Source organism: Stenotrophomonas sp. YJH_SMC_6 (assembly GCF_059371335.1).
This window is the reverse complement of sequence record NZ_JCAFUM010000011.1, coordinates 126,675-149,149: the sequence shown is the minus strand read 5'-3', so window position 1 is coordinate 149,149 and position 22,475 is coordinate 126,675. Positions and strand designations below refer to the sequence as shown.

Below are 22,475 nucleotides of genomic sequence, written 5' to 3'. Positions count from 1 at the left end.
GTTCACCCCTACCCCCAGCTGGTCCGCTACCTTGTACAGCGGTGCCACGCCCCCTGTTTGCCTGAAGCCAGGAGAAGACCGATGTTGGACGCCAACCTGCAGTCGCAGCTGAAGACCTATCTGGAGCGCGTGACCCGCCCGATCCAGATCACCGCGCACGCCGACGACGGGGCCAAGTCGCAGGAGATGCTGGAACTGCTGCAGACCCTGGAAAGCCTGTCGGACAAGATCTCGCTGCAGGTGCTGCGCGATGGCCAGGGCCGCGTGCCGTCCTTCGACCTGGGCACCCCGGGCCAGGACATCCACCTGACCTTCGCCGGCCTGCCGATGGGCCACGAGTTCACCTCGCTGGTGCTGGCGCTGCTGCAGGTGGGCGGTCATCCGTCCAAGGCCACCGCCGAGCTGATCGAGCAGGTGCAGAACCTGGAAGGCGACTACCGCTTCGAAACCTACTTCTCGCTGTCCTGCCAGAACTGCCCGGACGTGGTGCAGGCGCTGAACCTGGCGGCGGTGCTCAACCCGCGCATCCAGCACGTGGCCATCGACGGTGCCCTGTTCCAGGACGAAGTCGAGAAGCGCGAGATCATGTCGGTGCCGACCGTGTACCTCAACGGCGACGTGTTCGACCAGGGCCGCATGACCCTCGAGCAGATCGTGGCCAAGCTGGACACCAATGCCAGCAAGCGCGATGCCGAGAAGATCGCCGCCAAGGACGCCTTCGACGTGCTGGTGGTGGGCGGTGGCCCGGCCGGTGCTGCAGCGGCGATCTACGCCGCACGCAAGGGCATCCGCACCGGCATCGCCGCCGAGCGTTTCGGTGGCCAGGTGCTGGACACCATGGCGATCGAGAACTTCATTTCGGTGAAGGAGACCGAAGGCCCGAAGCTGGCCACGGCACTGGAACAGCACGTGCGCGAGTACGAGGTGGACATCATGAACCTGCAGCGCGCCAGCGCGCTGGTGCCGGCCGGTGAAGACGGCCTGGTGCAGGTGCAGCTGGAGAACGGCGCGGTGCTGAAGTCGCGTTCGGTGATCCTGTCCACCGGCGCGCGCTGGCGGCAGATGAACGTGCCGGGCGAAGACCAGTACCGCAACAAGGGCGTGGCCTATTGCCCGCACTGCGATGGCCCGCTGTTCAAGGGCAAGCGCGTGGCGGTGATCGGCGGCGGCAACTCCGGCGTGGAAGCGGCCATCGACCTGGCCGGCATCGTGTCGCATGTAACCCTGCTGGAGTTCGATTCCAGCCTGCGCGCCGATGAAGTGCTGCAGAAGAAGCTGCGCAGCCTGGCCAATGTCACCGTGCTGACCAGCGCACAGACCACCGAAGTGCTGGGCGACGGCAGCCGTGTCACCGGCCTGGTCTACAAGGACCGCGTCGGCGGCGACGCCCACCGCGTCGAGCTGGAGGGCATCTTCGTGCAGATCGGCCTGCTGCCCAACACCGAGTGGCTGAAGGATGTGGTGGCGTTGTCGCCGCGTGGCGAGGTCGTCATCGACGACCGCGGCCAGACCAACCTGCCGGGTGTGTTCGCTGCTGGCGATTGCACGACGGTACCCTACAAGCAGATCATCATTGCCATGGGCGCCGGTTCGACCGCCGCACTGAGCGCGTTCGACCACCTGATCCGCTCGTCGGTGAGCAACAGCAGCGGTGCCGTTGCTGAAGCGGCCTGATCCACCGTTCCCAGATCACCGGGAACATTGTCTGCCTGTCGGGTAACCACGCCGTCAGCCGGTCCGTTACCCCTGGGGTGTAAGGATGAACCTACGTGATCTGAAGTACCTGGTAGCCCTGGCCGACCACAAGCATTTCGGCCGGGCTGCCGCCTCCTGCTTTGTCAGCCAGCCCACGCTGTCCACGCAGATCCGCAAGCTGGAAGAAGAACTGGGCCTGCCGCTGGTGGAACGCGCACCGCGCAAGGTGATGCTGACCCCGGCCGGCCAGGAAGCGGCGGCACGAGCACGGGTGATCGTGTCCGAAGTGGAGCAGCTGAAGGAAGCGGCGCGACGCAGCCGCGACCCGGAAGCCGGGACGGTGCGCCTGGGGATCTTCCCGACCCTCGGTCCGTACCTGCTGCCGCATGTGATCCCACGCATCCGCGAGCGCTTCCCGGAGCTGGAACTGCTGCTGGTCGAGGAAAAGAGCGATGTGCTGCTGGACCGCCTGCGCGAAGGCAAGCTGGACGCCGCGCTGCTGGCGCTGCCGGTAATCGACGACCAGCTGCACGCCGAGTTCCTGTTCGAGGAACCGTTCCTGCTGGCGGTGTCCGGGCGCCACCCGCTGGCCCGCCGCGAACACCTGGATGTGCAGGAACTGGCCACGCAGAAGCTGCTGCTGCTGGAAGATGGCCACTGCCTGCGCGACCAGGCGCTGGAAGTGTGCCGCCTGTTCGGCGCCAACGAGAAGTCCGAGTTCCGCGCCACCAGCCTGGAGACGCTGCGGCAGATGGTTGCCGCCGACGTCGGCATCACCCTGCTGCCCAGCCTGTCGGTGCAGCCGCCGGTGCCGCGATCGAACAACATCCGCCTGCTCGACTTCACCGGCGAGGGCCGTCCCAGCCGTCGCATCGCCATGATCTGGCGCCGCAGCTCGGCCATGAACGACTTCCTGATGGAACTGGCCGACCAGTTCAAGCGCCTGCCGCAGGCGCTGTTCACCCTTGATGCGGTGAATGCCACCGGCGAAGCGACCGCCCTGCCCGGCCCCGCCCTGAACGGCTGAACCCCCGCAGCACCGGCCTGGAATCGGCAGGAGTCGATTCCGGCCGCATTTGTCCCCACAATACAGACAGGCGGCGCCAGCAGGTGCCGCCTTTTGCATGGCTTTCAACCAAGGAGCTTCACCATGAGTACCGCCAGCGGCCTGCCGCCGTCGATCACCGTTTCCACCTTCGACATGGACCGCCTGGACGCCATGCTCGAATCCCCTGCGCTGAGCCAGACGCCTGCCGCGCTCGCGCTTGCTGAAGAACTCAACCGGGCCACCGTGCTGGCACCGGACCAGATTCCCGAAGGCATCGTCATGATGCATTCGCGCGTGGAGTGCGAAGATGAAGTGTCGGGCGAGAAGCACGTCCTGACCCTGGTCTTCCCCCGCGAAGCCAACGTCGATGAAGGCAAGGTTTCCGTGCTGGCCCCGGTCGGCAGTGCCCTGCTCGGCCTTTCGATCGGCCAGAGCATCGACTGGAACGCGCCCGGCGGCCGCAAGCTGCGCCTGCGCGTGACTGCGGTCCACAACGACCGCCCCTGATTACCGCTGCGCACCGCGCGCGATTCGATCCCCCTGCACCAGGAGCCGTAATGAGTACCCCGTCCAAACTGTCCCAGCTGCGCGAACTGTCCGTGGTCGTTGCCGATACCGGTGACTACGAGGCGATCAAGCGCCTGCAGCCGGTGGACTGCACCACCAATCCGACCCTGGTGAAGAAGGCGCTGGACCTGCCGGTCTACGCCGAGCTGATCGAACGCGAACTGGCCTGGGGCCGCCAGCAGAGTGGCGACCGCGAAGCCGTGGTGCACGCCGTGGCCGACCGCCTGACCATCGGCGTCGGCGCGCTGCTGAGCACGCTGGTGCCGGGCCGCGTGTCCACCGAAGTGGACGCCGACCAGGCCCACGACACCGCCGCCACCGTGGCCAAGGCCCGCCAGTTCATCCAGATGTACGCCGATGCCGGCGTGCCGCGCGAGAAGATCCTGATCAAGATCGCCGCGACCTGGGAAGGCGTGGAAGCCGCGCGCATCCTGCAGGCCGAGGGCATCGACTGCAACCTGACCCTGATCTTCAACCCGACCCAGGCGCTGGCCTGCAGCGAAGCCGGCGCGTTCCTGATCTCGCCGTTCGTCGGTCGTATCCTCGATTGGTACGTGGCCAACGGCCAGACCCCGGCCACCATCGACGAAGACCCGGGCGTGAAGTTCGTGCGTGGCGTGTATGCCGAATTCAAGCGCCGCGGTTCGCCGACGGTGGTGATGGGTGCCTCGTTCCGTTCGACCGCGCAGATCGAAGCGCTGGCCGGCTGCGACCGCCTGACGATTTCGCCGGACCTGCTGGAGAAGCTGGACGCTGACCACGGCGAGCTGCCGCGCAAGCTGGTGGCCGGTGCAGCGGACGGCGCGGCGGTGACCCCGATCGATGCGGCGAAGTTCGCGGCGGACCTGGCGGCCGATCCGATGGCCACCGAGAAGCTGGCGACCGGCATCGAGGCGTTTGCCAAGGATCTGGAAGCACTGCGCGAGCGGATCCGCGCGGCACTGTGAGGATTCCGGCCAACGGCTGAGCACCTCGTGGCGGGTTGGTTGGTCGCGAAAGGCATGAAGCAACAGCCGTGCTGGGTCGGGCGGGTTGGGTCCGCGGGAGACGCCGTGAATCCATCCCTGGAGGCTTGGCCGACGCATCCATGCGGCGGACACTCCCGCGAACCCAACCCGCCCGCCCTCTGACAGTTTCCTGTGGCCGCCCGCCACGGAAGAAAGAAAGAAGAGCAACAGCGGGTCGCGCGCTTCGCTTGCTCGGAGCCGAGCATGGCTATGCCGGTCGTCCTGACCGGCACCCTCCGGGCCGTCGCGCAAGCGACGTTGGCAGCGGCTCATGCCGCTGCCTTCAGCTCTACAGAAAGCACTGCAGAACCAAACAAAAAGGACGCGGCGAACGCCGCGTCCTTTTTGTTTTTCTTCAGTTCGTCAGTAACCAATGCTCTCGCCCACCGTCACCGGGAAACTGTCGAAGGTGGGACGGGTGCAGATGGCGGGACCGTCCACGGCATGGATGCCGTGGCCGAGCCCCCAAGGACGGGTTTACGGCGTGTCCCGCCATCTGCACCCGTCCCGCCAAACTCACAGCAAACCAGAGCCGCTTGGCTTTGGCTTTGGCTTTGGCTTTGGCTTTGGCTTTGGCCTTGGCTTTCAGCCGTTGACGTTGCCCGCCGCAGGCGGACCACCGCGCGTCAGCGCGGCGCCTCCACATCCAACCCGATCGGGCAGCTCACGCCGGTGCCGCCGATGCCGCAGTAGCCGTTCGGATTCTTCGCCAGGTACTGCTGGTGATAGTCCTCGGCGTAGTAGTACGCCGGTGCCGGGTACACGATCTCGGTGGTGATCGGGCCGTAGCCGGCCGCATCCAGCTGCGCCTGGTAGGCCTCGCGGCTGGCCAGCGCGGCCTTGTACTGGGCTTCGTCGGTGGTGTGGATCGCCGAGCGGTACTGGGTGCCGGTGTCGTTGCCCTGGCGCATGCCCTGTGTCGGGTCGTGGCTCTCCCAGAACAGCTGCAACAAGCGCTCCAGGCTCACCACCGCCGGGTCGAACACCACCTGCACCACTTCGGTGTGGCCGGTCAGGCCCGAACAGACCTCTTCATAGGTCGGGTTCGGGGTGATGCCCCCGGCATAGCCCACCGAGGTGCTGTACACGCCCGGTTCGGTCCAGAACTTGCGCTCGGCGCCCCAGAAGCAGCCCAGCGCGAAACGGATCTGCTGCAGGCCGGCAAAACGGTCCTTCAGCGGATGGCTGTTCACGAAGTGCTGGTTGCTGTGCAGCGGCAGCGGCTGGTCACGCCCCGGCAGCGCCTCTTCCGGGCGCGGCAGGCGCTGCTTGAAGGCGCCGATGCCGAGGATGCCCCGGCCAATTCCCAACATGATGCGCTCCTACGCCGGAAGTCCGGCTATGTCGTCTGCATCTGAAATGGGGGCGTCCGGCGCGTGGCCCAAGTCCAGCGCCGCCACGATGTCCTCGGCCTGCGGGCGTGCCGCATCGGGGATTCCCACCCGCAGCACACCGAACAGCGGCAGCTCGCCCATGCCGCCCAGCAACTGCTCGCCAAACACGAAGGCCGGGATGCCGGCATCTTCCAGCGCGTGCTTGACCAGGTGGGCGTCGAACAGGTTGTCGGCCTTGTACACGATGTGCATGCGGCGGCTCCGTGGGACAGGGTTCCAGCATACGCCCGGGGGCTGAATGGTGGTGGTGACGGCGCATGACCGTTCTGCCGGCCAGCGGCCGGCACTACCCATCCACCTTCCGGTAGCGCTGGCAGCGGGCCGGCGGAATGTGGATCGCCGCGCAGTTGGGTAGTGCCGGCCGCTGGCCGGCATCCCCACACCCCACCGGGCAGCCCTGCCCCGTACGCGCTAGACTGTTGGTCTTTCTGCCCTTTTTCGCCCCAGACTCATGTCCGAGCACACCCCCGCCAGCCCCGAGACCCCCGCCGACAGCCACGAGAAGCGCGATTTCATTCGCCAGATCGTGCGCGAGGACCTGGCCAGCGGAAAGCACCAGGCGATCAAGACCCGCTTCCCGCCGGAGCCGAACGGCTACCTGCACATCGGCCATGCCAAGTCGATCTGCCTGAACTTCGGCATCGCCGGCGAATTCAGCGGCGTCTGCAACCTGCGCTTCGACGACACCAACCCTGCCAAGGAAGACCCGGAATACGTGGCCGCGATCCAGGACGACGTGCGCTGGCTGGGCTTCGAGTGGAACGAGCTGCGCCATGCTTCGGACTACTTCCAGGCCTATTACCTGGCCGCCGAGAAGCTGATCGAACAGGGCAAGGCCTATGTCTGCGACCTGTCGGCCGAGGAAGTACGCGCCTACCGCGGCACCCTCACCGAACCGGGCCGCCCGTCGCCGTGGCGCGACCGCAGCGTCGAGGAAAACCTCGACCTGTTCCGCCGCATGCGCGCCGGTGAATTCCCTGATGGCGCGCGCACCCTGCGCGCGAAGATCGACATGGCCAGCGGCAACATCAACCTGCGCGATCCGGCGCTGTACCGCATCAAGCACGTCGAGCACCAGAACACCGGCAACGCGTGGCCGATCTACCCGATGTACGACTTCGCACATGCGCTGGGTGATTCGATCGAGGGCATCACCCACTCGCTGTGCACGCTGGAGTTCGAAGACCACCGCCCGCTGTACGACTGGTGCGTGGACAACGTCGATTTCGCCCATGACGATGCGCTGACCCAGCCGCTGGTCGATGCCGGCCTGCCGCGCGAGGCGGCCAAGCCGCGCCAGATCGAGTTCTCGCGCCTGAACATCAACTACACGGTGATGAGCAAGCGCAAGCTGATGGCGCTGGTCACCGAGCAGCTGGTGGACGGCTGGGAAGACCCGCGCATGCCGACCCTGCAGGGCCTGCGTCGCCGTGGCTACACCCCGGCCGCGATGCGCCTGTTCGCCGAGCGCGTGGGCATCAGCAAGCAGAATTCGCTGATCGACTTCAGCGTGCTGGAAGGCGCGCTGCGCGAAGACCTGGACAGCGCCGCGCCGCGCCGCATGGCAGTGATCGATCCGGTCAAGCTGGTGCTGACCAACCTGCCTGAGGGCCATGAAGAACAGCTGACCTTCAGCAACCACCCGAAGGACGAGAGCTTCGGCAGCCGCGAAGTGCCGTTCGCACGCGAAGTGTGGATTGACCGCGAGGACTTCGCCGAAGTGCCGCCGAAGGGCTGGAAGCGCCTGGTGCCGGGTGGCGAAGTGCGCCTGCGCGGCGCCGGCATCATCCGCTGCGACGAAGTGATCAAGGGTGCCGACGGCACCATCACCGAGCTGCGCGGCTGGCTGGATCCGGAATCGCGTCCGGGCATGGAAGGCGCCAACCGCAAGGTCAAGGGCACCATCCACTGGGTCAGCGCCGTGCATGGCGTGCCGGCCGAGATCCGCCTGTACGACCGCCTGTTCTCGGTGCCGAACCCGGATGATGAATCGGAAGGCAAGACCTACCGCGATTACCTCAATCCGGAATCGCGCCGCACCGTCACCGGCTATGTCGAGCCGGCCGCGGCCAGCGCCGCGCCGGAGCAGTCGTTCCAGTTCGAACGTACCGGCTACTTCGTCGCCGACCGCCGCGACCACACCGAAGCCAAGCCGGTGTTCAACCGCAGCGTGACCCTGCGCGATACCTGGTCGGCCTGAGGACCTGCGCGGGCGCCAGCACGGCGCCCGCACGCCATCGACAATGATCACCGCCCTCTCCGTCCTGTTCTGGTTCATCTCGCAGCATCCGCTGCTGACGTTCTTTGCAGCGATGGTGCTGGCCGGGCTGGTCTCGTGGTGGCGGCGCTTTCCGGGCTACGCCATCGTGGTGTTCCCGCTGGCGATGCTCAACATGTTCCTCGGCCACTTCCTCAACGCCACCTTCCTCAACGTGGTGGGCGAGCGTGGTGAAGCGGTGATCGTCAAGGCCGAGCGAACCAGCTCCACGCTCAACGAACAGTACATCTGGCGCTACGAAGGGGTGCTGCGTACCGCCGAGGGCCGCGACGTGGACGTGGTGTTCCACACCAACACCGCTTCGCTGTGGCCGCTGGAAAACGCCATCCGTATCCCGGCGCGCGACCAGCCGTTCGTGGTCAAGTACACGCCGGGCTTCCCACGCAACTTCGTCATCCTCACCAATGAATCCCCGCACGGCGTCGCCCAGGCCCGGGCCAGCGCGCGCGAGCGGGTGGAGGTGGCGGCACGCAAGCTGCATTTCAGCCCGGGTAATGCCGATTTCCGCGCGGACTATCGCCGCGAGCTGGAAACCTGGCTGCGCGACCACGGCAACGATCCGCAGCAGCAATCCGACGCGCAGCGATATCGCGCCGAACTCGACGCGCTCGACCGCTAGATGCCCAGGCCCTGCCTGGATGTTCCACCCCATCCACCCCACAGGCCTGACATGACCACGACCTCCGCCGCTCTCCTCCCGCTGCTGCAGCAGGTCCTTCAGGACGCGGGCGTCGCCAGCCACGTCGACGGCAACGCGCTGCTGCTGGACAGCGGCCTGCGCCTGACCCCGCATGCAATGGCCGCACACGCGCGCGACAACGGTGGTTGGCAGACCTCCACCGTCATTGAAAGCCAGCATCCGCGGTTGTTCGCCGATGGCCTGTTCGAGTACCAGCATGCAAATGGTGCCGATGAGCAGGCATCGCTGTTGTCCGGCTTCCAGACCTGGGTGCGGGTAGACCTGGCGACGCTGCAGACTGCGATCGGCGCCGAAGATGCACAGGGCCTGCCGATGATGAGCCTGACCTATCCGGCCGGTGACGATGGCGAGGAACACGAACGCACCGTGGTGCTGGGGCCGTTGGCGCACTACCGTGCACAGGAAGTGGATGCCTCCACCTGCAGCGAAGACGATCATGGCTCCTGCCCCTGCTGCCTGTTCACCCGCAGCATGGAGGCCTTCGACGAGCTGCTGAAAGCCCGCCAATTCCTCGCCATCCGCCTGTTCGCCTCGCGCGATGCCGACGGCCTGTGCGAGGCCGATTGCCGGGTCAACGGCCACGACTTCGCCGCCGCCCTGCCCCTGCTGCGCGCCTACACGGCCAGCTGGCCGCAGGCCGGGCTGGAGTTCCGCAAGCAGTACGTGGTGATCCGCACCGGCTCGCCAGGCTGACCCACGCCCACACCCGATACAGGCCCGTGCGGCTACACTGCGCGCCGGTTCCCCAAGCAACCGCACTTTTTCCCATCCCACACGAGGCACCCCCGCGATGCTGTACGCGCAAGTCCACCTGACCCTTCCCGCCTGGATCCACGACCAGATCGACCTGGATCGTCGATATCCGGGCGATGAGGCCAAGGTCGCGCTGGCGATCGAGCTGTCGCGGCTGAACGTCGAGCACGCCAGTGGCGGTCCGTTCGGTGCAGTGGTGTTCGGACCGGACGACAAGGTCATCGCCGCCGGCGTGAACCGGGTGATGCCGCACGCGACCTCGCTGGCGCACGCCGAGAACATGGCCTACATGCTGGCCCAGCAGCGCCTGCAGACCCCGCGCCTGAACGCGGTGCTGTCGCCGGTCACCCTGGCCACCAGTTCGCAGCCGTGCTGCCAGTGCTATGGCGCTACCGTGTGGGCGGGCATCGACCGCCTGCTGATTGGTGCCAACTCGGCCGACGTCGAGGAACTGACCCCGTTCGATGAAGGCCCGCTGCCGGCCGACTGGGTCGGCGAGCTCAACAAGCGTGGCATCGAAGTGGTGCAGGGCCTGAACCGCGACGCCGCGCGCAGCGTGCTGCGCGCCTATGGGGAAAGCGATGGCGCCCGTTACTGAGACCGGCATCGGCCTGCTGTGCCTGTGTCGGCAGGGCTTCGAGCCCGAGCTGGCCGGCGAGCTGCAGTTCCGCGCCGGTGAAGCCGGTTTCGCCGGCTACGCGCGCACCCAGCGCAATGATGGCTACGTGCTTTTCATGTGCGACGAAGCAGCCGCGCTGGCGCCGCGCCTGCGCTGGCGCGAGCTGATCTTCGCGCGGCAGAAGCTGGTGGTGCTGGCCGAGCTGCCGCAGCTGGACCCGGCCGACCGTATTACCCCGATGCTCGACGTGCTGGCCGATGCGCCGCGCTTCGGCGACCTGTGGGTGGAACACCCGGACTCGGACGCCGGCAAGCCGCTGTCCGGGTTGGCCCGCGCCTTCGGCAACGCACTGCGCCCGGCGCTGCGCAAGGCCGGCAAGCTCACTGACAAGCCGAACAACCGCCTGCCGCGCCTGCACGTGGTGTTCGTCGACGGCACCCACGCCTTCGTCTGCGTGGCCGACCCGGCCGACAGCGCGCCGTGGGCACTGGGCATCCCGCGCCTGAAGCTGCTGCCCGAAGCACCCTCGCGTTCGGCACTGAAGCTGGACGAAGCACTGCTGACCCTGCTGACGCCGGAAGAACGCGAAGCACTGGCCAAGCCCGGCATGCGTGCAGCCGACCTGGGCGCCGCCCCCGGCGGCTGGACCTGGGTGCTGACCCGCCAGCACATGCACGTGTTGAGCATCGACAACGGCCCGCTGCGCCAGCACGTGCTGGACACCGGCCTGGTCGAGCACCTGCGCGCCGATGGCTTCCACTGGCATCCGGAACAGCCGCTGGACTGGATGGTCTGCGACATGGTCGAGCAGCCGCGCCGCGTAGCCGAACGCATGGCCACCTGGTTCCGCGAAGGCTGGTGCCGGCACGCGATCTTCAACCTGAAGCTGCCGATGAAGAAGCGCTGGGACGAAACCCGCCTGTGCCTGGACCTGTTCCAGGACCAGGCCGGCAAGCCGCTGGTGGTGCGTGCCAAGCAGCTCTATCACGACCGTGAGGAGATCACCGTACTGGCGTCGCCACTGCGCTGAGGCCATCACGTCCGCCGGGCATACCCCGGCGCTGCAGAGGGAGGAGCATCCATGCGACATCGAACGATTCCGCTGCTGATCACCCTGCTGGCCGCCGCACCAGCGGTGGCCCAGCAATTGCCGCACACCCCGGCACAAAGCCAGCCGTTGGGCCCCACCGGCGGCGCGATCCGCCAGCAACCGCTGGATGCGGGCCGGGTCAGCGGCAGCGTCGAGATTCCGCAACCGGCCGGCGAGGCGCAGGTGACCGTGCGTTCGCTGGAACCGAGCAGCGTGGTTGGCCAGTACCGCATCCACTTCACTGTGCTGGATGTGAACGGCGATGGTTTCATCAGCCGCGAGGAAGCTCAGGCGAATCCGGCGCTGACCGATGAGTTCAATGCGTTGGACGTGAAGCGTCGCGGCAAGCTGGATCGTGCCGACCTGGCCGGCTGGCTGGTGGATTGAATCCACCCGCGATCTTCATCCACGCATGGCGTGGATCTACTGGAGCAACGGCGGTAGCAGCGCCCGCTTTCGGTAGGTGCCAACCTTGGTTGGCACAACATCGGAAACGCCGTTGCCCCATCTGGGCCGACGTGACCTGGCAGACGTGCCAACCAAGGTTGGCACCTACCAGAGCGGGATCCCGTGGTTGCTAACGCGCCAGCGGTCCCCCCAGCAACGTGCGGTTCGCGTTCCGGCTACACCCCGGCGGCGCGCTTCCAGAATGCCTGCACCAGCGGCGGCCATTTGCCGACGCAGCCCAGCGCGCGACCGCGGGCCAGGGTCAGGTGCATTTCGTCGTTGGAGAACAGGCGGTTGATCGCATCGAAGCTGTAGGCGGCGATGTGGTTGTCGCTGCGCCGTTCGCGTGCCCAGCGCTGCAGGCGCTGCGGCGACAGCCGCGGCTGGCCACGGCGCTCGGCCGACGGCGCCAGCCACTGCTGCAGGGCGGCCACATCGCGCAGGCCCAGGTTCACGCCCTGCCCGGCCAGCGGATGCACCACGTGCGCGGCATCACCCAATGCCAGCACGCGGCCGGCCACGTAGTGACGTGCCAGCTGGCGGCGCAGCGGGAAGGCTGCGCGCGGTGATGCCAGCCGCAGCTCACCCAGCCGCGCCGCGAAGGCGCGGGTCAGTTCGCGGTTGAAGCTGTCTTCGTCCAGCGCCAGCACGCGCGCGGCCTCGTCCTCGGGCAGGGTCCATACGATCGAGCTGCGGCGCTCGGCCACCGGCAGCAGCGCCAGCGGCCCGCTCGGCAGGAAACGCTGCCAGGCGGTGGCCTGGTTGGGAAGATCGCTGTCCACGTAGGCCACCACGCCACGCTGGTGGTAGTCATGCTTTTCAACCTCGATCCCGGCCAGTTGGCGCAGAGTCGATTCGGCGCCGTCGGCGGCCACCGCCAACGCCGCTTCCAGGCGACGACCGTCATCCAGGCGCAGGCGCACGCCGTCGTCGTCCTGCTCCAGCGCTTCCACCCGCGCCGGGCAGTGCAGCTGCACGCCCGCCGCCGGCAACGCCGCCCACAGGCGATCCTGCAGCAGGCCGTTCTCGACGATGTAGCCCAGTTCACGGCGGCCGAAGCGATCGGCATCGAACAGCAGATCTTCGCCACCGGCCGCATCCCACACCTGCATGCGCCGGTAGGGCCAGGCGCGGGCCTGCGCGATCGCCGGCCACACGCCCAGGCGGCTCAACAGTTGTACGTTGTCAGCAGCGAAGGCGAACACGCGGAGGTCAGGCTGTGCGGCGTGCCACGGCGCGGGCTCACGACCTTCCACCAGCGCAACCGACAGGCCGGCATCGGCCAGCGCCAGCGCGCACGCGGCACCGACCACGCCACCACCGACGATGGCCACATCAAGGCGCATGCGCCGGCTCATGCGGCTTCTCCGCGGCACAGGCGCGGCACTTCGCCGCGGAAGCCCATCGCGCCACCGACCAGCATCGACTGCACCGATGCGCGTTGCGCGGCCACCAGGCCGAGGCTGCGCAGCGGCCGCATCAGCGGCGCCGGGTTGCTGGTCAGGCGCGCCAGGCCGCCGGAGAACGCCACCGTCTGCCGGCGATCTTCCTCGCGGCGCGCGACATAGGCCTGCAGCAGTGCATCACTGCCGGCATCTTCATGCGCATCCTCCAGCAGCTCGGCCAGGGTCAGCGCATCGCGCAGGCCCAGGTTGAAGCCCTGTGCACCCAGCGGATGAATGGTCTGCGCGGCATTGCCCAGCAGCACCGTGCGCTCACCGGCCAGCGCGCGCGCCAGCACCTGGATGAGCGGGTAGGCGCTGCGCGGGCCGGACTCGAGCAGGCGGCCGGCACGCCAGCCGATCGCGTTCTGCAGGCGTTGCAGCCAGGCGGCATCGTCCAGTGCCATCACCGCATCGGCCTGGTCGCGCGCAACACCATGCACGGTGCCGAAGTGACGATCCCCGCGCGGCAGCAGGGCCGTCGGGCCGGTATCGGTGAAACGCTCCCACGCGGTGCCATCCGGCGCGCGCTGGCTGCGTACACGGGCCACGAACAGGGTCTGCTGGAAATCATGGCGGTCGACCTCGATGCCCAGTGCACCACGCACGCCACTGGTCGTACCGTCGGCACCCACCACCAGCCGTGCCAGCAATACGCGCTCGCCGGCCTCATCGGCGACCCGCACCTGGCGGTAGCCGTCGACCACTTCACCCAGGCCCAGGAACCGCATCGGCCGGTAACGGCGCAGCCGCGGCAGCTCCTGAAGCCGCGCTTCCAGCGCCTGGCCGAAGTCGCGGGCGACCACCACCTGGCCGAACCAAGGCCGGTCGTAATCAGCCGCTTCCAGCTGCACACGGCCGAAATCGCCGGCACGGCTGACGTGGATGCGCCGGATCGGGCCCGGTGCCATCGCCAGCTTCTGCATCACTCCCAGCGCGGTCAGCGCATTGACGGTGGCAGCGGCGAAACTGAGATTGCGCTGGTCGAACACCGCCGGCAGCTCGCCGGCCGGGCTGGCCTCGAGCAGGCCCACGTCGCGGCCGAGGCGGTCCAGGGCAATGGCCAGGCTGGCGCCGACCAGGCCACCACCGACAATCAGCACGTCATGTCGTTCACTCATGCGTTCATGATACGCGCTCGCCCCGTCTGTACGCCGAACGGCCGGTCCTGCGCCAACCCGCGCGGCGGGCTAGAATGAAACCTGAATCCGCTCCGGGCCCGCCACCATGTCCGACACTGCCAACCGCGCCTTCGTCCTGTCCGTGCTCGTTCTGGTGCTGGCAGCGACCCGTGTCAATCACTTCGCGGCGATCCCCGATGCCTCATGGGCGGTGTTCTTCATCGGTGGCTTCTACCTGGCCCGCTGGACGCGCTGGGCGTTCCCGCTGCTGATGGTGTTCGCGGTGCTGGTGGACTGGATCGTGATCCGCAGCAGCGGCCTGGACTTCTGGCAGCACTACTGCGTGTCGCCGGGCTACTGGCTGCTGCTGCCGGCCTATTTCTCGCTGTGGGCCGGCGGCATGCTGCTGGGCCGCAACTACCAGAGCGCGCGCTGGCCGGTACTGGCCAAGGGCGCGCTGCTGCTGGTCGCCTCGGTGGCGGTCTGCCACCTGCTGGCGCAGGGTGGCTTCTACTGGACCAGCAGCAACGTGGCCGAGCCGACCCTGGCCGGCTGGGCACAGAACTACGCGCAGTGGTTCGGCCCCTACCTGCGCACCACGGCGATCTACGTGGCGCTGGCCGCCGCCCTGCAGCTGGCCGTGGAGCAGGTGTTGAAGCTCCAGCAGGCCCGCCGCGACATCCGCCACTGAGCCGCGACATGGGTCATCGCCTCTCGCGCATCTACACCCGCACCGGCGACGACGGCAGTACCGGCCTCGGTGACGGCCAGCGCGTGCCCAAGGATGACGCCCGGGTGGCGTCCTACGGCACCGTCGACGAGGCCAATGCCGCGCTCGGCCTGCTGCTGGCCGTGCCCCTGCCCGAGGATGTGCGCGCGCTGGTGGTGCATCTGCAGCACCAGTTGTTCGACCTGGGCGCCGAACTGTGCATCCCCGGCCACGCCGCGATCCACGCCGCCGATGTCTCGGCCCTGGAACAGCAGCTGGACCATTACAACGCCGACCTGCCGATGCTGAAGGAATTCATCCTGCCGGCCGGCGGCGAAGCCGCCGCGCGCTGCCATCTGGCCCGCACCATCGTCCGCCGCGCCGAGCGCGAAACGGTCACCCTGGCCCGCCACCAGGCCGTGCGCAGCGAGGCGTTGCAGTACCTGAACAGGTTGTCGGACCTGTTGTTCGTGCTGGCCCGGGTGCTGGCCCGTGCCGACGGCCAGGGCGAAGCGCTGTGGCAACCACAGCAGCGCCAGCGCTGAGCCTGCACGATGCTGGTCTACACCCATCCGTCCTGCCTGCTGCACGACCCCGGCCCCGGCCACCCGGAGTGCCCGCAACGCCTGCAGCATGTGCTGGACGCGCTGCACACCGCGTTCCCCGGCCAGCTGGAGTGGCGCGAAGCGCCACCGGCCAAGTTCGGTGAACTGACCCGGGTCCACGACAGCGCCCTGCTCGACTTCGTGCTGCAACCGCAGACCGCACCGCTGCGCCAGCTGGACATGGACACCTGGACCTCACCCGGCTCGGCCAGCGCCGCCGTGCACGCCGCCGGTGCCGGCGTGGCCGCGGTCGATGCGGTGATGCTGGGCGACGACCCGCTGGCCTTCTGCGCGGTACGCCCGCCGGGCCACCACGCCACCAGCAGCACGGCGATGGGCTTCTGCCTGCTCAACAACATCGCCATCGCCGCCGCCTATGCCCGCGACCGCCACGGCCTGGAACGGATCGCGGTGGTCGACTTCGACGTCCACCACGGCAACGGCACCCAGGACATCTTCCAGCACGACGCCCGGGTCTCGTACTACAGCACCCACCAGGCCGGGCTGTTCCCCAATTCCGGCCTGCGCCGTGACCGCGGTGCCGGCAACCTGATGAACATCCTGCTGCCGCCGGGCAGCGGTGGCTTCCGCTTCCGCAACGTCTGGGCCGACGAGATGCTGCCGGCCATCGACGACTTCCGCCCGCAGCTGCTGCTGATCTCGGCCGGCTTCGACGCCCACCTGCGTGATCCGCAGGCGGACCTGATGCTGGAGACCGACGATTTCGCCTGGATCACCGGTGAACTGCACGCGCTGGCACGCCGTCACGCGGCCGGCCGGGTGGTCTCGATGCTGGAGGGTGGCTACGACCTGCAGGCCCTGGCCGAGTGCAGCGTGGCCCATGTCCAGGCCCTGCTCACGCCGTCCGTGGGCACCTCCGCCGGATGAACCCGAACCGGCAGGCTCCGGCGTCCTTCATTGCCCCTATGCAAGGGATGGGGCAAGCTACCGTCCGTTTTCGCCCGAATCCGAACCGCGTGCGCCGAGCCCTCCGCCTGCTTCCCCTGCCTCTGAGCATCGCCATCAGCCTGCCGGCGATGGCCGATGAAAAGCCGCTCAACTGGGGCCTGTGCCCGGCCACCGACGTCATTCCCGCGTTCACTGACGCCCCCACCCCGGTCCCGGCCCAGGACAAGGCTGCCGCCGCGGCCGCCCGCGAGCAGCAGCCGACCGACATTGAGGGTGACCAGCTGCTGGGCACCACCACCGTGCCGCAGTACGAGGGCAACGTGGCGCTGCGCCGGGGTGACCAGTTCGTCGGTACCGACAAGCTCAGCTTCGACACCGAGACCGGCAACTACATCGCCGACGGCAATGTCCGCTACCAGGACGGGTCGATCCGGATGGTCGCCAAGCGTGCCGAAGGCAACCAGGAAAGCGATACCCACAAGATATCCGACATCAAGTACCAGCTGGTGTCGCGCCGGGGCAACGGCGATGCCGAGTCGGTCGACCTGCAGGGTGCGGTCGGCCAGATGCACCGCTCCACCTACACCACCTGCGACCCCTCGCAGCCGGTGTGGAAGCTGTCGGCGCCGCAGATCGAAGTGGACAACGACGAGGGCTTCGGCACCGCGCGCAACGCCGTGCTGCGCATCGGCAAGGTGCCGGTGCTGTGGGCGCCGTACTTCAAGTTCCCGATCGATGACCGCCGCAAGACCGGCCTGCTGTTCCCGCAGCTGGGCATGTCCGGGCGCAACGGCTTCGACTACGCCCAGCCGATCTACTTCAACCTGGCGCCGAACTACGACGACACGCTGACCCCGCGCTACATGAGCCGGCGCGGCCTGCTGCTCGACAACGAGTTCCGCTACCTCTACAACGGCGGCCGCGGCGAGGTGTTGACCTCGTTCATGCCCAACGACCGCCTGCGTGACCGTGACCGCGGCCGGGTGATGTTCACCGGCTACCACAACGTGGACAGCCACTGGCAGGCCCGCGCCAACCTGGCCTGGGTCAGCGACGAGCGCTATGTCGAGGATTTCGCCAACCGCCTGGTGGGGGTGACCGCCTCCAACCTGCAGAGCACGGTGGGCCTGTATGGCACCGGCACGAACTGGACGGCCGGCATCATGGCCGACCGCTGGCAGCTGACCGACTACACGCTCGACGAGCGCGCCCTGCCCTACAACCGCCAGCCGCGCCTGTACTTCAACTGGGACAAGCCGGTCCGGCCCTGGCTGGAAGCCGGCATCTACGCCGAAGCGGTGCGCTTCACCCACGACGACATCAACTTCAAAAACGCCGTCGGCACCGGTAAGGATCTGCAGTACACCCGCAACGGAGTGCAGTGGACCGACGGCGTCGGTGTCAGCGGTGGTTCGCGATTGGACGTGAAGCCGTATGTGTCGTTCCCGATCAGCGGCGCGGCCTGGTATGTGACCCCGACCCTGGCCTACCGCTACACCGCCTATCAGCTGGACCGAGGTCTGGTGGATGGTGTGAGAGGCATCCAGGCCCAGATCCTGCGTTCGCAGGGCATCGACCCGAACACGGCCACGCCCGAGCAGCTGCGCGGCAATACCTCGCCCAGCCGCAGCCTGCCGATCGGCAGCATCGACGCCGGCCTGTTCTTCGATCGCGAAACCAGCATCCGCGGCAAGTCGTTCCTGCAGACCCTGGAACCGCGCCTATTCTACCTGCGCACGCCGTACCGCAACCAGGACGAGCTGCCGATCTTCGACACCCGTGACTTCACCTTCAGCTGGGGCCAGCTGTTCCGCGACTCGCGCTACACCGGCGCCGACCGCCAGAACGACGCCAACCAGCTGACCCTGGCGGTGAGCACCCGGTTCATCGACCAGACCACCGGCAAGGAACGTTTCTCGGCCTCGATCGGCCAGATCCAGTACTTCGATGAGTCGCGGGTGACCGTCACCCCCGGCGGCGCCCCGGTGGAAAAGGGCAAGTCGGCCTGGATCGCCGACGGCAACTACATGATCAACGACCGCTGGACCCTGGGCGCCACCTACCAGTGGGACCCGAAGTACAAGCGCGAGGATCTGGCCAGCGTCCGTGCCCGTTACCTGATGCCCAACGACGGCGTGGTCAACCTGAGCTACCGCTACCGCATCAATGCCGGTGCTCTGCCCGGTGCCAACAAGCATGACCGCACCCTGCTGGAGCAGGCCGACCTGTCGTTCCTGTACCCGCTGAATGCGCGTTGGAGCCTGGTCGGCCGCTATTACTACTCGCTGCAGGACAAGGAGCCGCTGGAAATCATCGGCGGTGTCCAGTGGGACAGCTGCTGCTTGGCCGTGCGTGTGGTCGGCCGCCGCTATGTCCGCAATCGCGAAGGCGAGATGAACAACTCCATCCAGGTGGAGTTCGTCCTGAAGGGCCTGAGCTCCATCGGCCAGGACACGGACCGCACTCTGCGCCGTGCTATCCTCGGCTATAACCGCGACGACCTCTATCTCGTGCCGCCCAGCAACACCGGGGCGACCCGGGATGACTACGATCCGAACCTGATCCCATGACCAAGCGCTTCCCCGTTCTTCTCGCCTCGCTGCTGGCGGTGTCCAGCGTGTCCGCCCCCCTGCAGGTGCTTGCCCAGGAGGCGCAGCCGCTTGACCGCATCGCCGCCGTCGTCGATGAGGACGTGATCCTGCAGAGCGAGCTCCAGCGTGCGATCGCCAACATCAAGGCGCAGTACGCCGGCCGCGAAAACCAGCTGCCGCCGGAAGACGTGCTCAGCCGCCAGGTGCTCGAGCGCCTGGTACTGGTCAAGCTGCAGGTAGCCCGCGCCCAGGGCAGCGGCATCCGGGTCAGCGACCAGGAGCTGAACCAGGCGATGAACTCCATCGCCCAGCAGAACGGTTCGAACCTGGACGCCCTGCGCCAGCGCCTGGCCCATGACGGCATCGACTTCAACGATTTCCGCGCCTCGGTGCGGGACGAGATCACCGTGCAGCGCCTGCGCCAGAGCTTCGCGCAGAGCCGCATCAGCGTCAGCGAGGGTGAAGTCGATGCCGCGCTGAAGCAGCAGGCCACGGTAGGCAACCAGTACCACCTGGCGCACATCCTGGTCGCGTTGCCGGACGGCGCCAACGCCGACCAGATCGCCACCGGCCAGAAGAAGGCCGATGGCGTCAAGGCCCTGCTGGACAAGGGAGAGCTGGACTTCAACGCGGCGGCCGTGCGCTATTCCGACAGCCCCAATGCGCTGGAAGGCGGCGACCTGGGCTGGCGCAGCCTGGATGAAATCCCGCAGGCCTTCGCGCAGATGATGGAAAAGATGAAGCCCGGCGAAGTGGTCGGCCCGATCCGTGGCCCCAGCGGCTTCCAGCTGTTGAAGCTGGTGGAAGTGCGTGATGCCAGCGCCACCGCTGGCGCCAGCACCGTCACCGAGTACCACGGTCGCCACATCCTGGTGCGCGTGGACGATCATCAGACCGACGCGGCCGCCAAAGCCAAGATCGATACCCTGCGTGCCCGCATTGCCGGTGGCGCGGACTTCGAGACCGTGGCCAAGGAGTCCTCCGAGGACAACAACAGCAAGGGCCAGGGCGGCGATCTGGGCTGGTTCCCGGCCGATGCGTTCGGTCCGGCCTTTGGCCAGCAGGTGGCCGCCATCCAGGACGGCGGCGTCAGCCAGCCGTTCCGCACCGATGCCGGTTGGCACATCCTGCAGCGCGTGGCCACTCGCCAGACCGACGTGACCAACGACAACCAGCGTGCCCAGGTCCGCGAGACCATTGGCCGCCGCAAGCTGGAAGACGAGTACAACCGCTTCCTGCAGGAACTGCGTGGCGAAGCCTACGTCAGCTTCCGCAGTGGCGACCGTGCGGAAAACACCGCCACGCCGCCGCAGTCCTGATCGATGCGCCCCGAGCTCGCTCTGGTACCGGGCGAGCCCGCCGGGATCGGCCCGGAGCTGTGCGTCCGCCTCGTCCAGCAGCCGCGTGAAGATTGCCGGCTGCTGGCCTTCGCCGACCCGGACACCCTGCGCGCGGCCGCGGCCGCGCTGAACCTGCCGCTGCAACTGCTGCCCGAGGGTGCCGAAGCGCGCGTCCCCGGCGACCTGCGCCTGCGCGTGGTGGCCAATGCCACCCCGAGCCGTTTCGGCCAGGCCGATCCGGCCAATGCCGGCGCGGTCATCGGCGCCCTGCTCGGTGCCGGCCAGGCCTGCCTGTCAGGCGAACTGCACGGCGTGGTGACCGGCCCGGTGCACAAGGCCGTCATCAACGAAGGCGGCATCGCCTACAGCGGCACCACCGAACTGCTGGCCGACCAGGCTGGGGTGAAGGTGGTGATGATGCTGGCCAACCACATCGTGCGCGTGGCCCTGGCCACCACCCACCTGCCACTGCGCGAGGTGGCCGACGCGATTACCGCGCCCAGCCTGGAACACACTCTTCGCACCGTGCACGCCGCGCTGCGCCGCGAGTTCGGCCTGCCCGCACCACGCATCGCCGTGCTCGGCCTGAACCCGCACGCCGGCGAAGACGGCCATCTGGGCCGCGAGGAACTGGACCTGGTCATCCCGCTGCTGCAGCGCCTGCGCGCGGAGGGCATGGACCTGATCGGGCCGCTGCCAGCCGATACCGCCTTCCTGCCGGCCAAGCTGGCCGGCTTCGACACCGTGCTGGCGATGTACCACGACCAGGGCCTGCCGGTGCTGAAGTACTCGGGCTTCGAGCAGGCGGTGAACCTGACCCTGGGCCTGCCCTACCCACGCGTTGCAGTGGACCACGGCACCGCGCTGGACCTTGCCGGCCGTGGCGTTGCCGATCCTTCCAGCCTGCAGGCGGCAACGACGTTGTGTGCGCAGCTTGCGCGGCAACGTACACTGAGCGCATGAATTCCCCGCATTCCCCCTCCGGCCCGGTGTTCACCGCCCCGGCCAAGAAGCAGCTTGGCCAGCATTTCCTGGCCGACCGCCACTACATCGACAAGATCGTGATGGCGGTCAACCCGAAAGACGGTGACCGCCTGGTCGAGATCGGTCCCGGCCAGGGCGCGATCACGCTGCCGCTGCTGCGCGTGCATCCGAAACTGACGGTGATCGAGTTCGACCGTGACCTGATCGCGCCGCTGACCGCCGCCGCCGAGCCGCTGGGCGAGCTGACCATCGTCCACCGCGACGTGCTGCGCGTGGACTTCACCGAGCTGGCCGCCGGCCAGCCGATCCGCCTGGTCGGCAACCTGCCCTACAACATCTCCTCGCCGATCCTGTTCCATGCACTGGAACATGCCGCGGTGATCCGCGACATGCATTTCATGCTGCAGAAGGAAGTGGTCGACCGCATGGCCGCCGGCCCCGGCAGCAAGGTGTACGGCCGGCTCAGCGTGATGCTGCAGGCCTACTGCCAGGTGACCTCGCTGTTCGTAGTGCCGCCGGGCGCGTTCCGGCCGCCGCCGAAAGTCGATTCGGCCGTGGTGCGGCTGGTGCCGCGTGACCCGGCCACGATCAACATCAACGACCACAAGCGTTTCGCCGAGGTGGTCAAGGCCGCCTTCGGGCAACGCCGCAAGACCCTGCGCAACGCCCTGAACAACGTGGTGTCCGCCGAACAGTTCGTTGCCGCCGGCGTACGTCCCGATGCCCGCGCCGAACAGCTGGACGTGGCCGAATTCATCGCTTTGGCCAATGCCTCCTGATTACACTGCCGGTATGGAAGACGCTGACGTTTACGCCATCTCCGTCGAAGTCGCACCGCGCTTCCTCGACGATCAATCCGCGCCGGAAGACGGACGCTATGCGTTCGCCTACACGATCCGCATCCACAACCAGGGGCGTGTTGCCGCGCGCCTGGTCGCACGCCACTGGCGCATCACCGATGCCAACGGCCGCGTCGAGCATGTCGATGGCGACGGGGTGATCGGCGAGCAGCCACGCCTGCGTCCCGGTGAAGACTTCCATTACACGTCCGGTGTCATGCTGGGGACCGATCACGGGACCATGCAGGGCCACTACGACATGGTCGCCGACGACGGCACCGAATTTGCCGCGCCGGTCGCACCGTTCGTGCTGGCCATCCCGCGTACCCTGCACTGA

General features: G+C 67.8%; 22 protein-coding genes. 18 read left to right on the top strand and 4 right to left on the bottom strand.

Annotated elements, in window-relative coordinates:
- Window positions 1–81 precede the first annotated feature (81 nt).
- The 4 genes from ahpF (at window position 82) to AC5P9N_RS14020 (ending at window position 4,257) form a co-directional block, all read left to right on the top strand.
- Entirely contained in the window at window positions 82–1,674 is a 1,593-nt protein-coding gene (gene ahpF / locus AC5P9N_RS14035) for an alkyl hydroperoxide reductase subunit F (protein ID WP_012479210.1), read from the top strand.
- An 85-nt stretch (window positions 1,675–1,759) separates the two neighbouring features.
- Window positions 1,760–2,722: a LysR substrate-binding domain-containing protein gene (locus tag AC5P9N_RS14030; protein ID WP_005412310.1), complete on the top strand. Its 963-nt coding sequence runs from the start codon at window positions 1,760–1,762 to the stop codon at window positions 2,720–2,722.
- Window positions 2,723–2,845: 123 nt separating this feature from the next.
- On the top strand, window positions 2,846–3,250 hold the full coding sequence (gene rnk / locus AC5P9N_RS14025) for a nucleoside diphosphate kinase regulator (RefSeq protein WP_005408156.1): 405 nt from the start codon (window positions 2,846–2,848) through the stop codon (window positions 3,248–3,250).
- Window positions 3,251–3,300: 50 nt separating this feature from the next.
- Entirely contained in the window at window positions 3,301–4,257 is a 957-nt protein-coding gene (locus tag AC5P9N_RS14020) for a transaldolase (protein ID WP_005408155.1), read from the top strand.
- A gap of 686 nt (window positions 4,258–4,943) precedes the next feature.
- On the opposite strand, the gene msrA is transcribed toward AC5P9N_RS14020, so the two are convergent.
- Both msrA and AC5P9N_RS14010 read right to left on the bottom strand, forming a co-directional pair.
- Entirely contained in the window at window positions 4,944–5,609 is a 666-nt protein-coding gene (gene msrA, locus AC5P9N_RS14015) for a peptide-methionine (S)-S-oxide reductase MsrA (protein ID WP_032965999.1), read from the bottom strand.
- Between the two features lie 30 nt (window positions 5,610–5,639).
- The gene (locus AC5P9N_RS14010) at window positions 5,640–5,903 is read right to left on the bottom strand and encodes a putative signal transducing protein (protein ID WP_005408153.1); all 264 of its coding nucleotides are present in this window, start codon (window positions 5,901–5,903) and stop codon (window positions 5,640–5,642) included.
- A 259-nt stretch (window positions 5,904–6,162) separates the two neighbouring features.
- Between AC5P9N_RS14010 and AC5P9N_RS14005 the strand changes: the two genes are divergently transcribed.
- The 6 genes from AC5P9N_RS14005 to AC5P9N_RS13980 all read left to right on the top strand — a co-directional run bounded on the left by AC5P9N_RS14005 (window position 6,163) and on the right by AC5P9N_RS13980 (window position 11,538).
- Window positions 6,163–7,911: a glutamine--tRNA ligase/YqeY domain fusion protein gene (locus AC5P9N_RS14005; protein ID WP_099484840.1), complete on the top strand. Its 1,749-nt coding sequence runs from the start codon at window positions 6,163–6,165 to the stop codon at window positions 7,909–7,911.
- Window positions 7,912–7,954: 43 nt separating this feature from the next.
- Window positions 7,955–8,608 (top strand): membrane protein, encoded by a 654-nt coding sequence (locus AC5P9N_RS14000; protein ID WP_024958872.1) that lies wholly within the window; start codon window positions 7,955–7,957, stop codon window positions 8,606–8,608.
- Window positions 8,609–8,659: 51 nt separating this feature from the next.
- Window positions 8,660–9,382: a DUF6348 family protein gene (locus AC5P9N_RS13995; protein WP_099484841.1), complete on the top strand. Its 723-nt coding sequence runs from the start codon at window positions 8,660–8,662 to the stop codon at window positions 9,380–9,382.
- A gap of 97 nt (window positions 9,383–9,479) precedes the next feature.
- Window positions 9,480–10,040, top strand: a complete 561-nt coding sequence (locus AC5P9N_RS13990) for a nucleoside deaminase (protein WP_004154307.1) — start codon at window positions 9,480–9,482, stop codon at window positions 10,038–10,040.
- Window positions 10,024–11,091, top strand: a complete 1,068-nt coding sequence (rlmM, locus tag AC5P9N_RS13985; RefSeq protein ID WP_005408149.1) for a 23S rRNA (cytidine(2498)-2'-O)-methyltransferase RlmM — start codon at window positions 10,024–10,026, stop codon at window positions 11,089–11,091. Before AC5P9N_RS13990 ends, rlmM begins: the two co-directional genes overlap by 17 nt.
- 51 nt (window positions 11,092–11,142) lie before the next feature.
- Entirely contained in the window at window positions 11,143–11,538 is a 396-nt protein-coding gene (locus AC5P9N_RS13980) for a hypothetical protein (protein ID WP_099484842.1), read from the top strand.
- A 236-nt stretch (window positions 11,539–11,774) separates the two neighbouring features.
- Here the strand turns inward: AC5P9N_RS13980 and AC5P9N_RS13975 are convergent, their stop codons facing one another.
- Together AC5P9N_RS13975 and ubiH are read right to left on the bottom strand one after the other, a co-directional pair.
- Window positions 11,775–12,956 (bottom strand): UbiH/UbiF family hydroxylase, encoded by a 1,182-nt coding sequence (locus AC5P9N_RS13975; protein WP_099484843.1) that lies wholly within the window; start codon window positions 12,954–12,956, stop codon window positions 11,775–11,777.
- The gene (ubiH, locus tag AC5P9N_RS13970; RefSeq protein WP_005412303.1) at window positions 12,953–14,161 is read right to left on the bottom strand and encodes a 2-octaprenyl-6-methoxyphenyl hydroxylase; all 1,209 of its coding nucleotides are present in this window, start codon (window positions 14,159–14,161) and stop codon (window positions 12,953–12,955) included. The genes AC5P9N_RS13975 and ubiH overlap by 4 nt, the downstream gene beginning before the upstream one ends.
- Before the next feature lie 106 nt (window positions 14,162–14,267).
- On the opposite strand from ubiH, the gene AC5P9N_RS13965 reads away from it, so the two are divergent.
- From AC5P9N_RS13965 to apaG, 8 genes are all read left to right on the top strand, one after another.
- Window positions 14,268–14,852 (top strand): hypothetical protein, encoded by a 585-nt coding sequence (locus AC5P9N_RS13965; RefSeq protein ID WP_005408145.1) that lies wholly within the window; start codon window positions 14,268–14,270, stop codon window positions 14,850–14,852.
- An 8-nt stretch (window positions 14,853–14,860) separates the two neighbouring features.
- Complete coding sequence (locus AC5P9N_RS13960) at window positions 14,861–15,415, top strand: cob(I)yrinic acid a,c-diamide adenosyltransferase (protein WP_099484844.1); 555 nt, start codon at window positions 14,861–14,863, stop codon at window positions 15,413–15,415.
- A gap of 9 nt (window positions 15,416–15,424) precedes the next feature.
- Entirely contained in the window at window positions 15,425–16,363 is a 939-nt protein-coding gene (locus tag AC5P9N_RS13955; protein ID WP_005412302.1) for a histone deacetylase family protein, read from the top strand.
- An 89-nt stretch (window positions 16,364–16,452) separates the two neighbouring features.
- Entirely contained in the window at window positions 16,453–18,954 is a 2,502-nt protein-coding gene (gene lptD / locus AC5P9N_RS13950) for an LPS-assembly protein LptD (protein WP_080355292.1), read from the top strand.
- Window positions 18,951–20,294 carry a peptidylprolyl isomerase gene (locus AC5P9N_RS13945; protein WP_005408141.1) on the top strand — a complete coding sequence of 448 codons (1,344 nt, stop codon included), beginning with the start codon at window positions 18,951–18,953 and terminating at the stop codon, window positions 20,292–20,294. The genes lptD and AC5P9N_RS13945 overlap by 4 nt, the downstream gene beginning before the upstream one ends.
- A gap of 3 nt (window positions 20,295–20,297) precedes the next feature.
- Window positions 20,298–21,278 carry a 4-hydroxythreonine-4-phosphate dehydrogenase PdxA gene (pdxA, locus tag AC5P9N_RS13940; protein WP_005408140.1) on the top strand — a complete coding sequence of 327 codons (981 nt, stop codon included), beginning with the start codon at window positions 20,298–20,300 and terminating at the stop codon, window positions 21,276–21,278.
- Window positions 21,275–22,078, top strand: a complete 804-nt coding sequence (rsmA, locus tag AC5P9N_RS13935; protein WP_005408139.1) for a 16S rRNA (adenine(1518)-N(6)/adenine(1519)-N(6))-dimethyltransferase RsmA — start codon at window positions 21,275–21,277, stop codon at window positions 22,076–22,078. Before pdxA ends, rsmA begins: the two co-directional genes overlap by 4 nt.
- 13 nt (window positions 22,079–22,091) lie before the next feature.
- Window positions 22,092–22,475, top strand: coding sequence for a Co2+/Mg2+ efflux facilitator ApaG/CorD (gene apaG / locus AC5P9N_RS13930; RefSeq protein WP_005412297.1), 384 nt, complete (start codon window positions 22,092–22,094; stop codon window positions 22,473–22,475).

Bases quoted from the DNA above. Each gene is read 5' to 3' on its own strand.
- ahpF (WP_012479210.1), top strand. From the start codon at position 82: ATGTTGGACGCCAACCTGCAGTCGCAGCTGAAGACCTATCTGGAGCGC.
- AC5P9N_RS14030 (WP_005412310.1), top strand. From the start codon at position 1,760: ATGAACCTACGTGATCTGAAGTACCTGGTAGCCCTGGCCGACCACAAG.
- rnk (WP_005408156.1), top strand. From the start codon at position 2,846: ATGAGTACCGCCAGCGGCCTGCCGCCGTCGATCACCGTTTCCACCTTC.
- AC5P9N_RS14020 (WP_005408155.1), top strand. From the start codon at position 3,301: ATGAGTACCCCGTCCAAACTGTCCCAGCTGCGCGAACTGTCCGTGGTC.
- AC5P9N_RS14010 (WP_005408153.1), bottom strand. From the start codon at position 5,903: ATGCACATCGTGTACAAGGCCGACAACCTGTTCGACGCCCACCTGGTC.
- AC5P9N_RS14005 (WP_099484840.1), top strand. From the start codon at position 6,163: ATGTCCGAGCACACCCCCGCCAGCCCCGAGACCCCCGCCGACAGCCAC.
- AC5P9N_RS14000 (WP_024958872.1), top strand. From the start codon at position 7,955: ATGATCACCGCCCTCTCCGTCCTGTTCTGGTTCATCTCGCAGCATCCG.
- AC5P9N_RS13995 (WP_099484841.1), top strand. From the start codon at position 8,660: ATGACCACGACCTCCGCCGCTCTCCTCCCGCTGCTGCAGCAGGTCCTT.
- AC5P9N_RS13990 (WP_004154307.1), top strand. From the start codon at position 9,480: ATGCTGTACGCGCAAGTCCACCTGACCCTTCCCGCCTGGATCCACGAC.
- rlmM (WP_005408149.1), top strand. From the start codon at position 10,024: ATGGCGCCCGTTACTGAGACCGGCATCGGCCTGCTGTGCCTGTGTCGG.
- AC5P9N_RS13980 (WP_099484842.1), top strand. From the start codon at position 11,143: ATGCGACATCGAACGATTCCGCTGCTGATCACCCTGCTGGCCGCCGCA.
- AC5P9N_RS13975 (WP_099484843.1), bottom strand. From the start codon at position 12,956: ATGAGCCGGCGCATGCGCCTTGATGTGGCCATCGTCGGTGGTGGCGTG.
- ubiH (WP_005412303.1), bottom strand. From the start codon at position 14,161: ATGAGTGAACGACATGACGTGCTGATTGTCGGTGGTGGCCTGGTCGGC.
- AC5P9N_RS13965 (WP_005408145.1), top strand. From the start codon at position 14,268: ATGTCCGACACTGCCAACCGCGCCTTCGTCCTGTCCGTGCTCGTTCTG.
- AC5P9N_RS13960 (WP_099484844.1), top strand. From the start codon at position 14,861: ATGGGTCATCGCCTCTCGCGCATCTACACCCGCACCGGCGACGACGGC.
- AC5P9N_RS13955 (WP_005412302.1), top strand. From the start codon at position 15,425: ATGCTGGTCTACACCCATCCGTCCTGCCTGCTGCACGACCCCGGCCCC.
- AC5P9N_RS13945 (WP_005408141.1), top strand. From the start codon at position 18,951: ATGACCAAGCGCTTCCCCGTTCTTCTCGCCTCGCTGCTGGCGGTGTCC.
- pdxA (WP_005408140.1), top strand. From the start codon at position 20,298: ATGCGCCCCGAGCTCGCTCTGGTACCGGGCGAGCCCGCCGGGATCGGC.
- rsmA (WP_005408139.1), top strand. From the start codon at position 21,275: ATGAATTCCCCGCATTCCCCCTCCGGCCCGGTGTTCACCGCCCCGGCC.
- apaG (WP_005412297.1), top strand. From the start codon at position 22,092: ATGGAAGACGCTGACGTTTACGCCATCTCCGTCGAAGTCGCACCGCGC.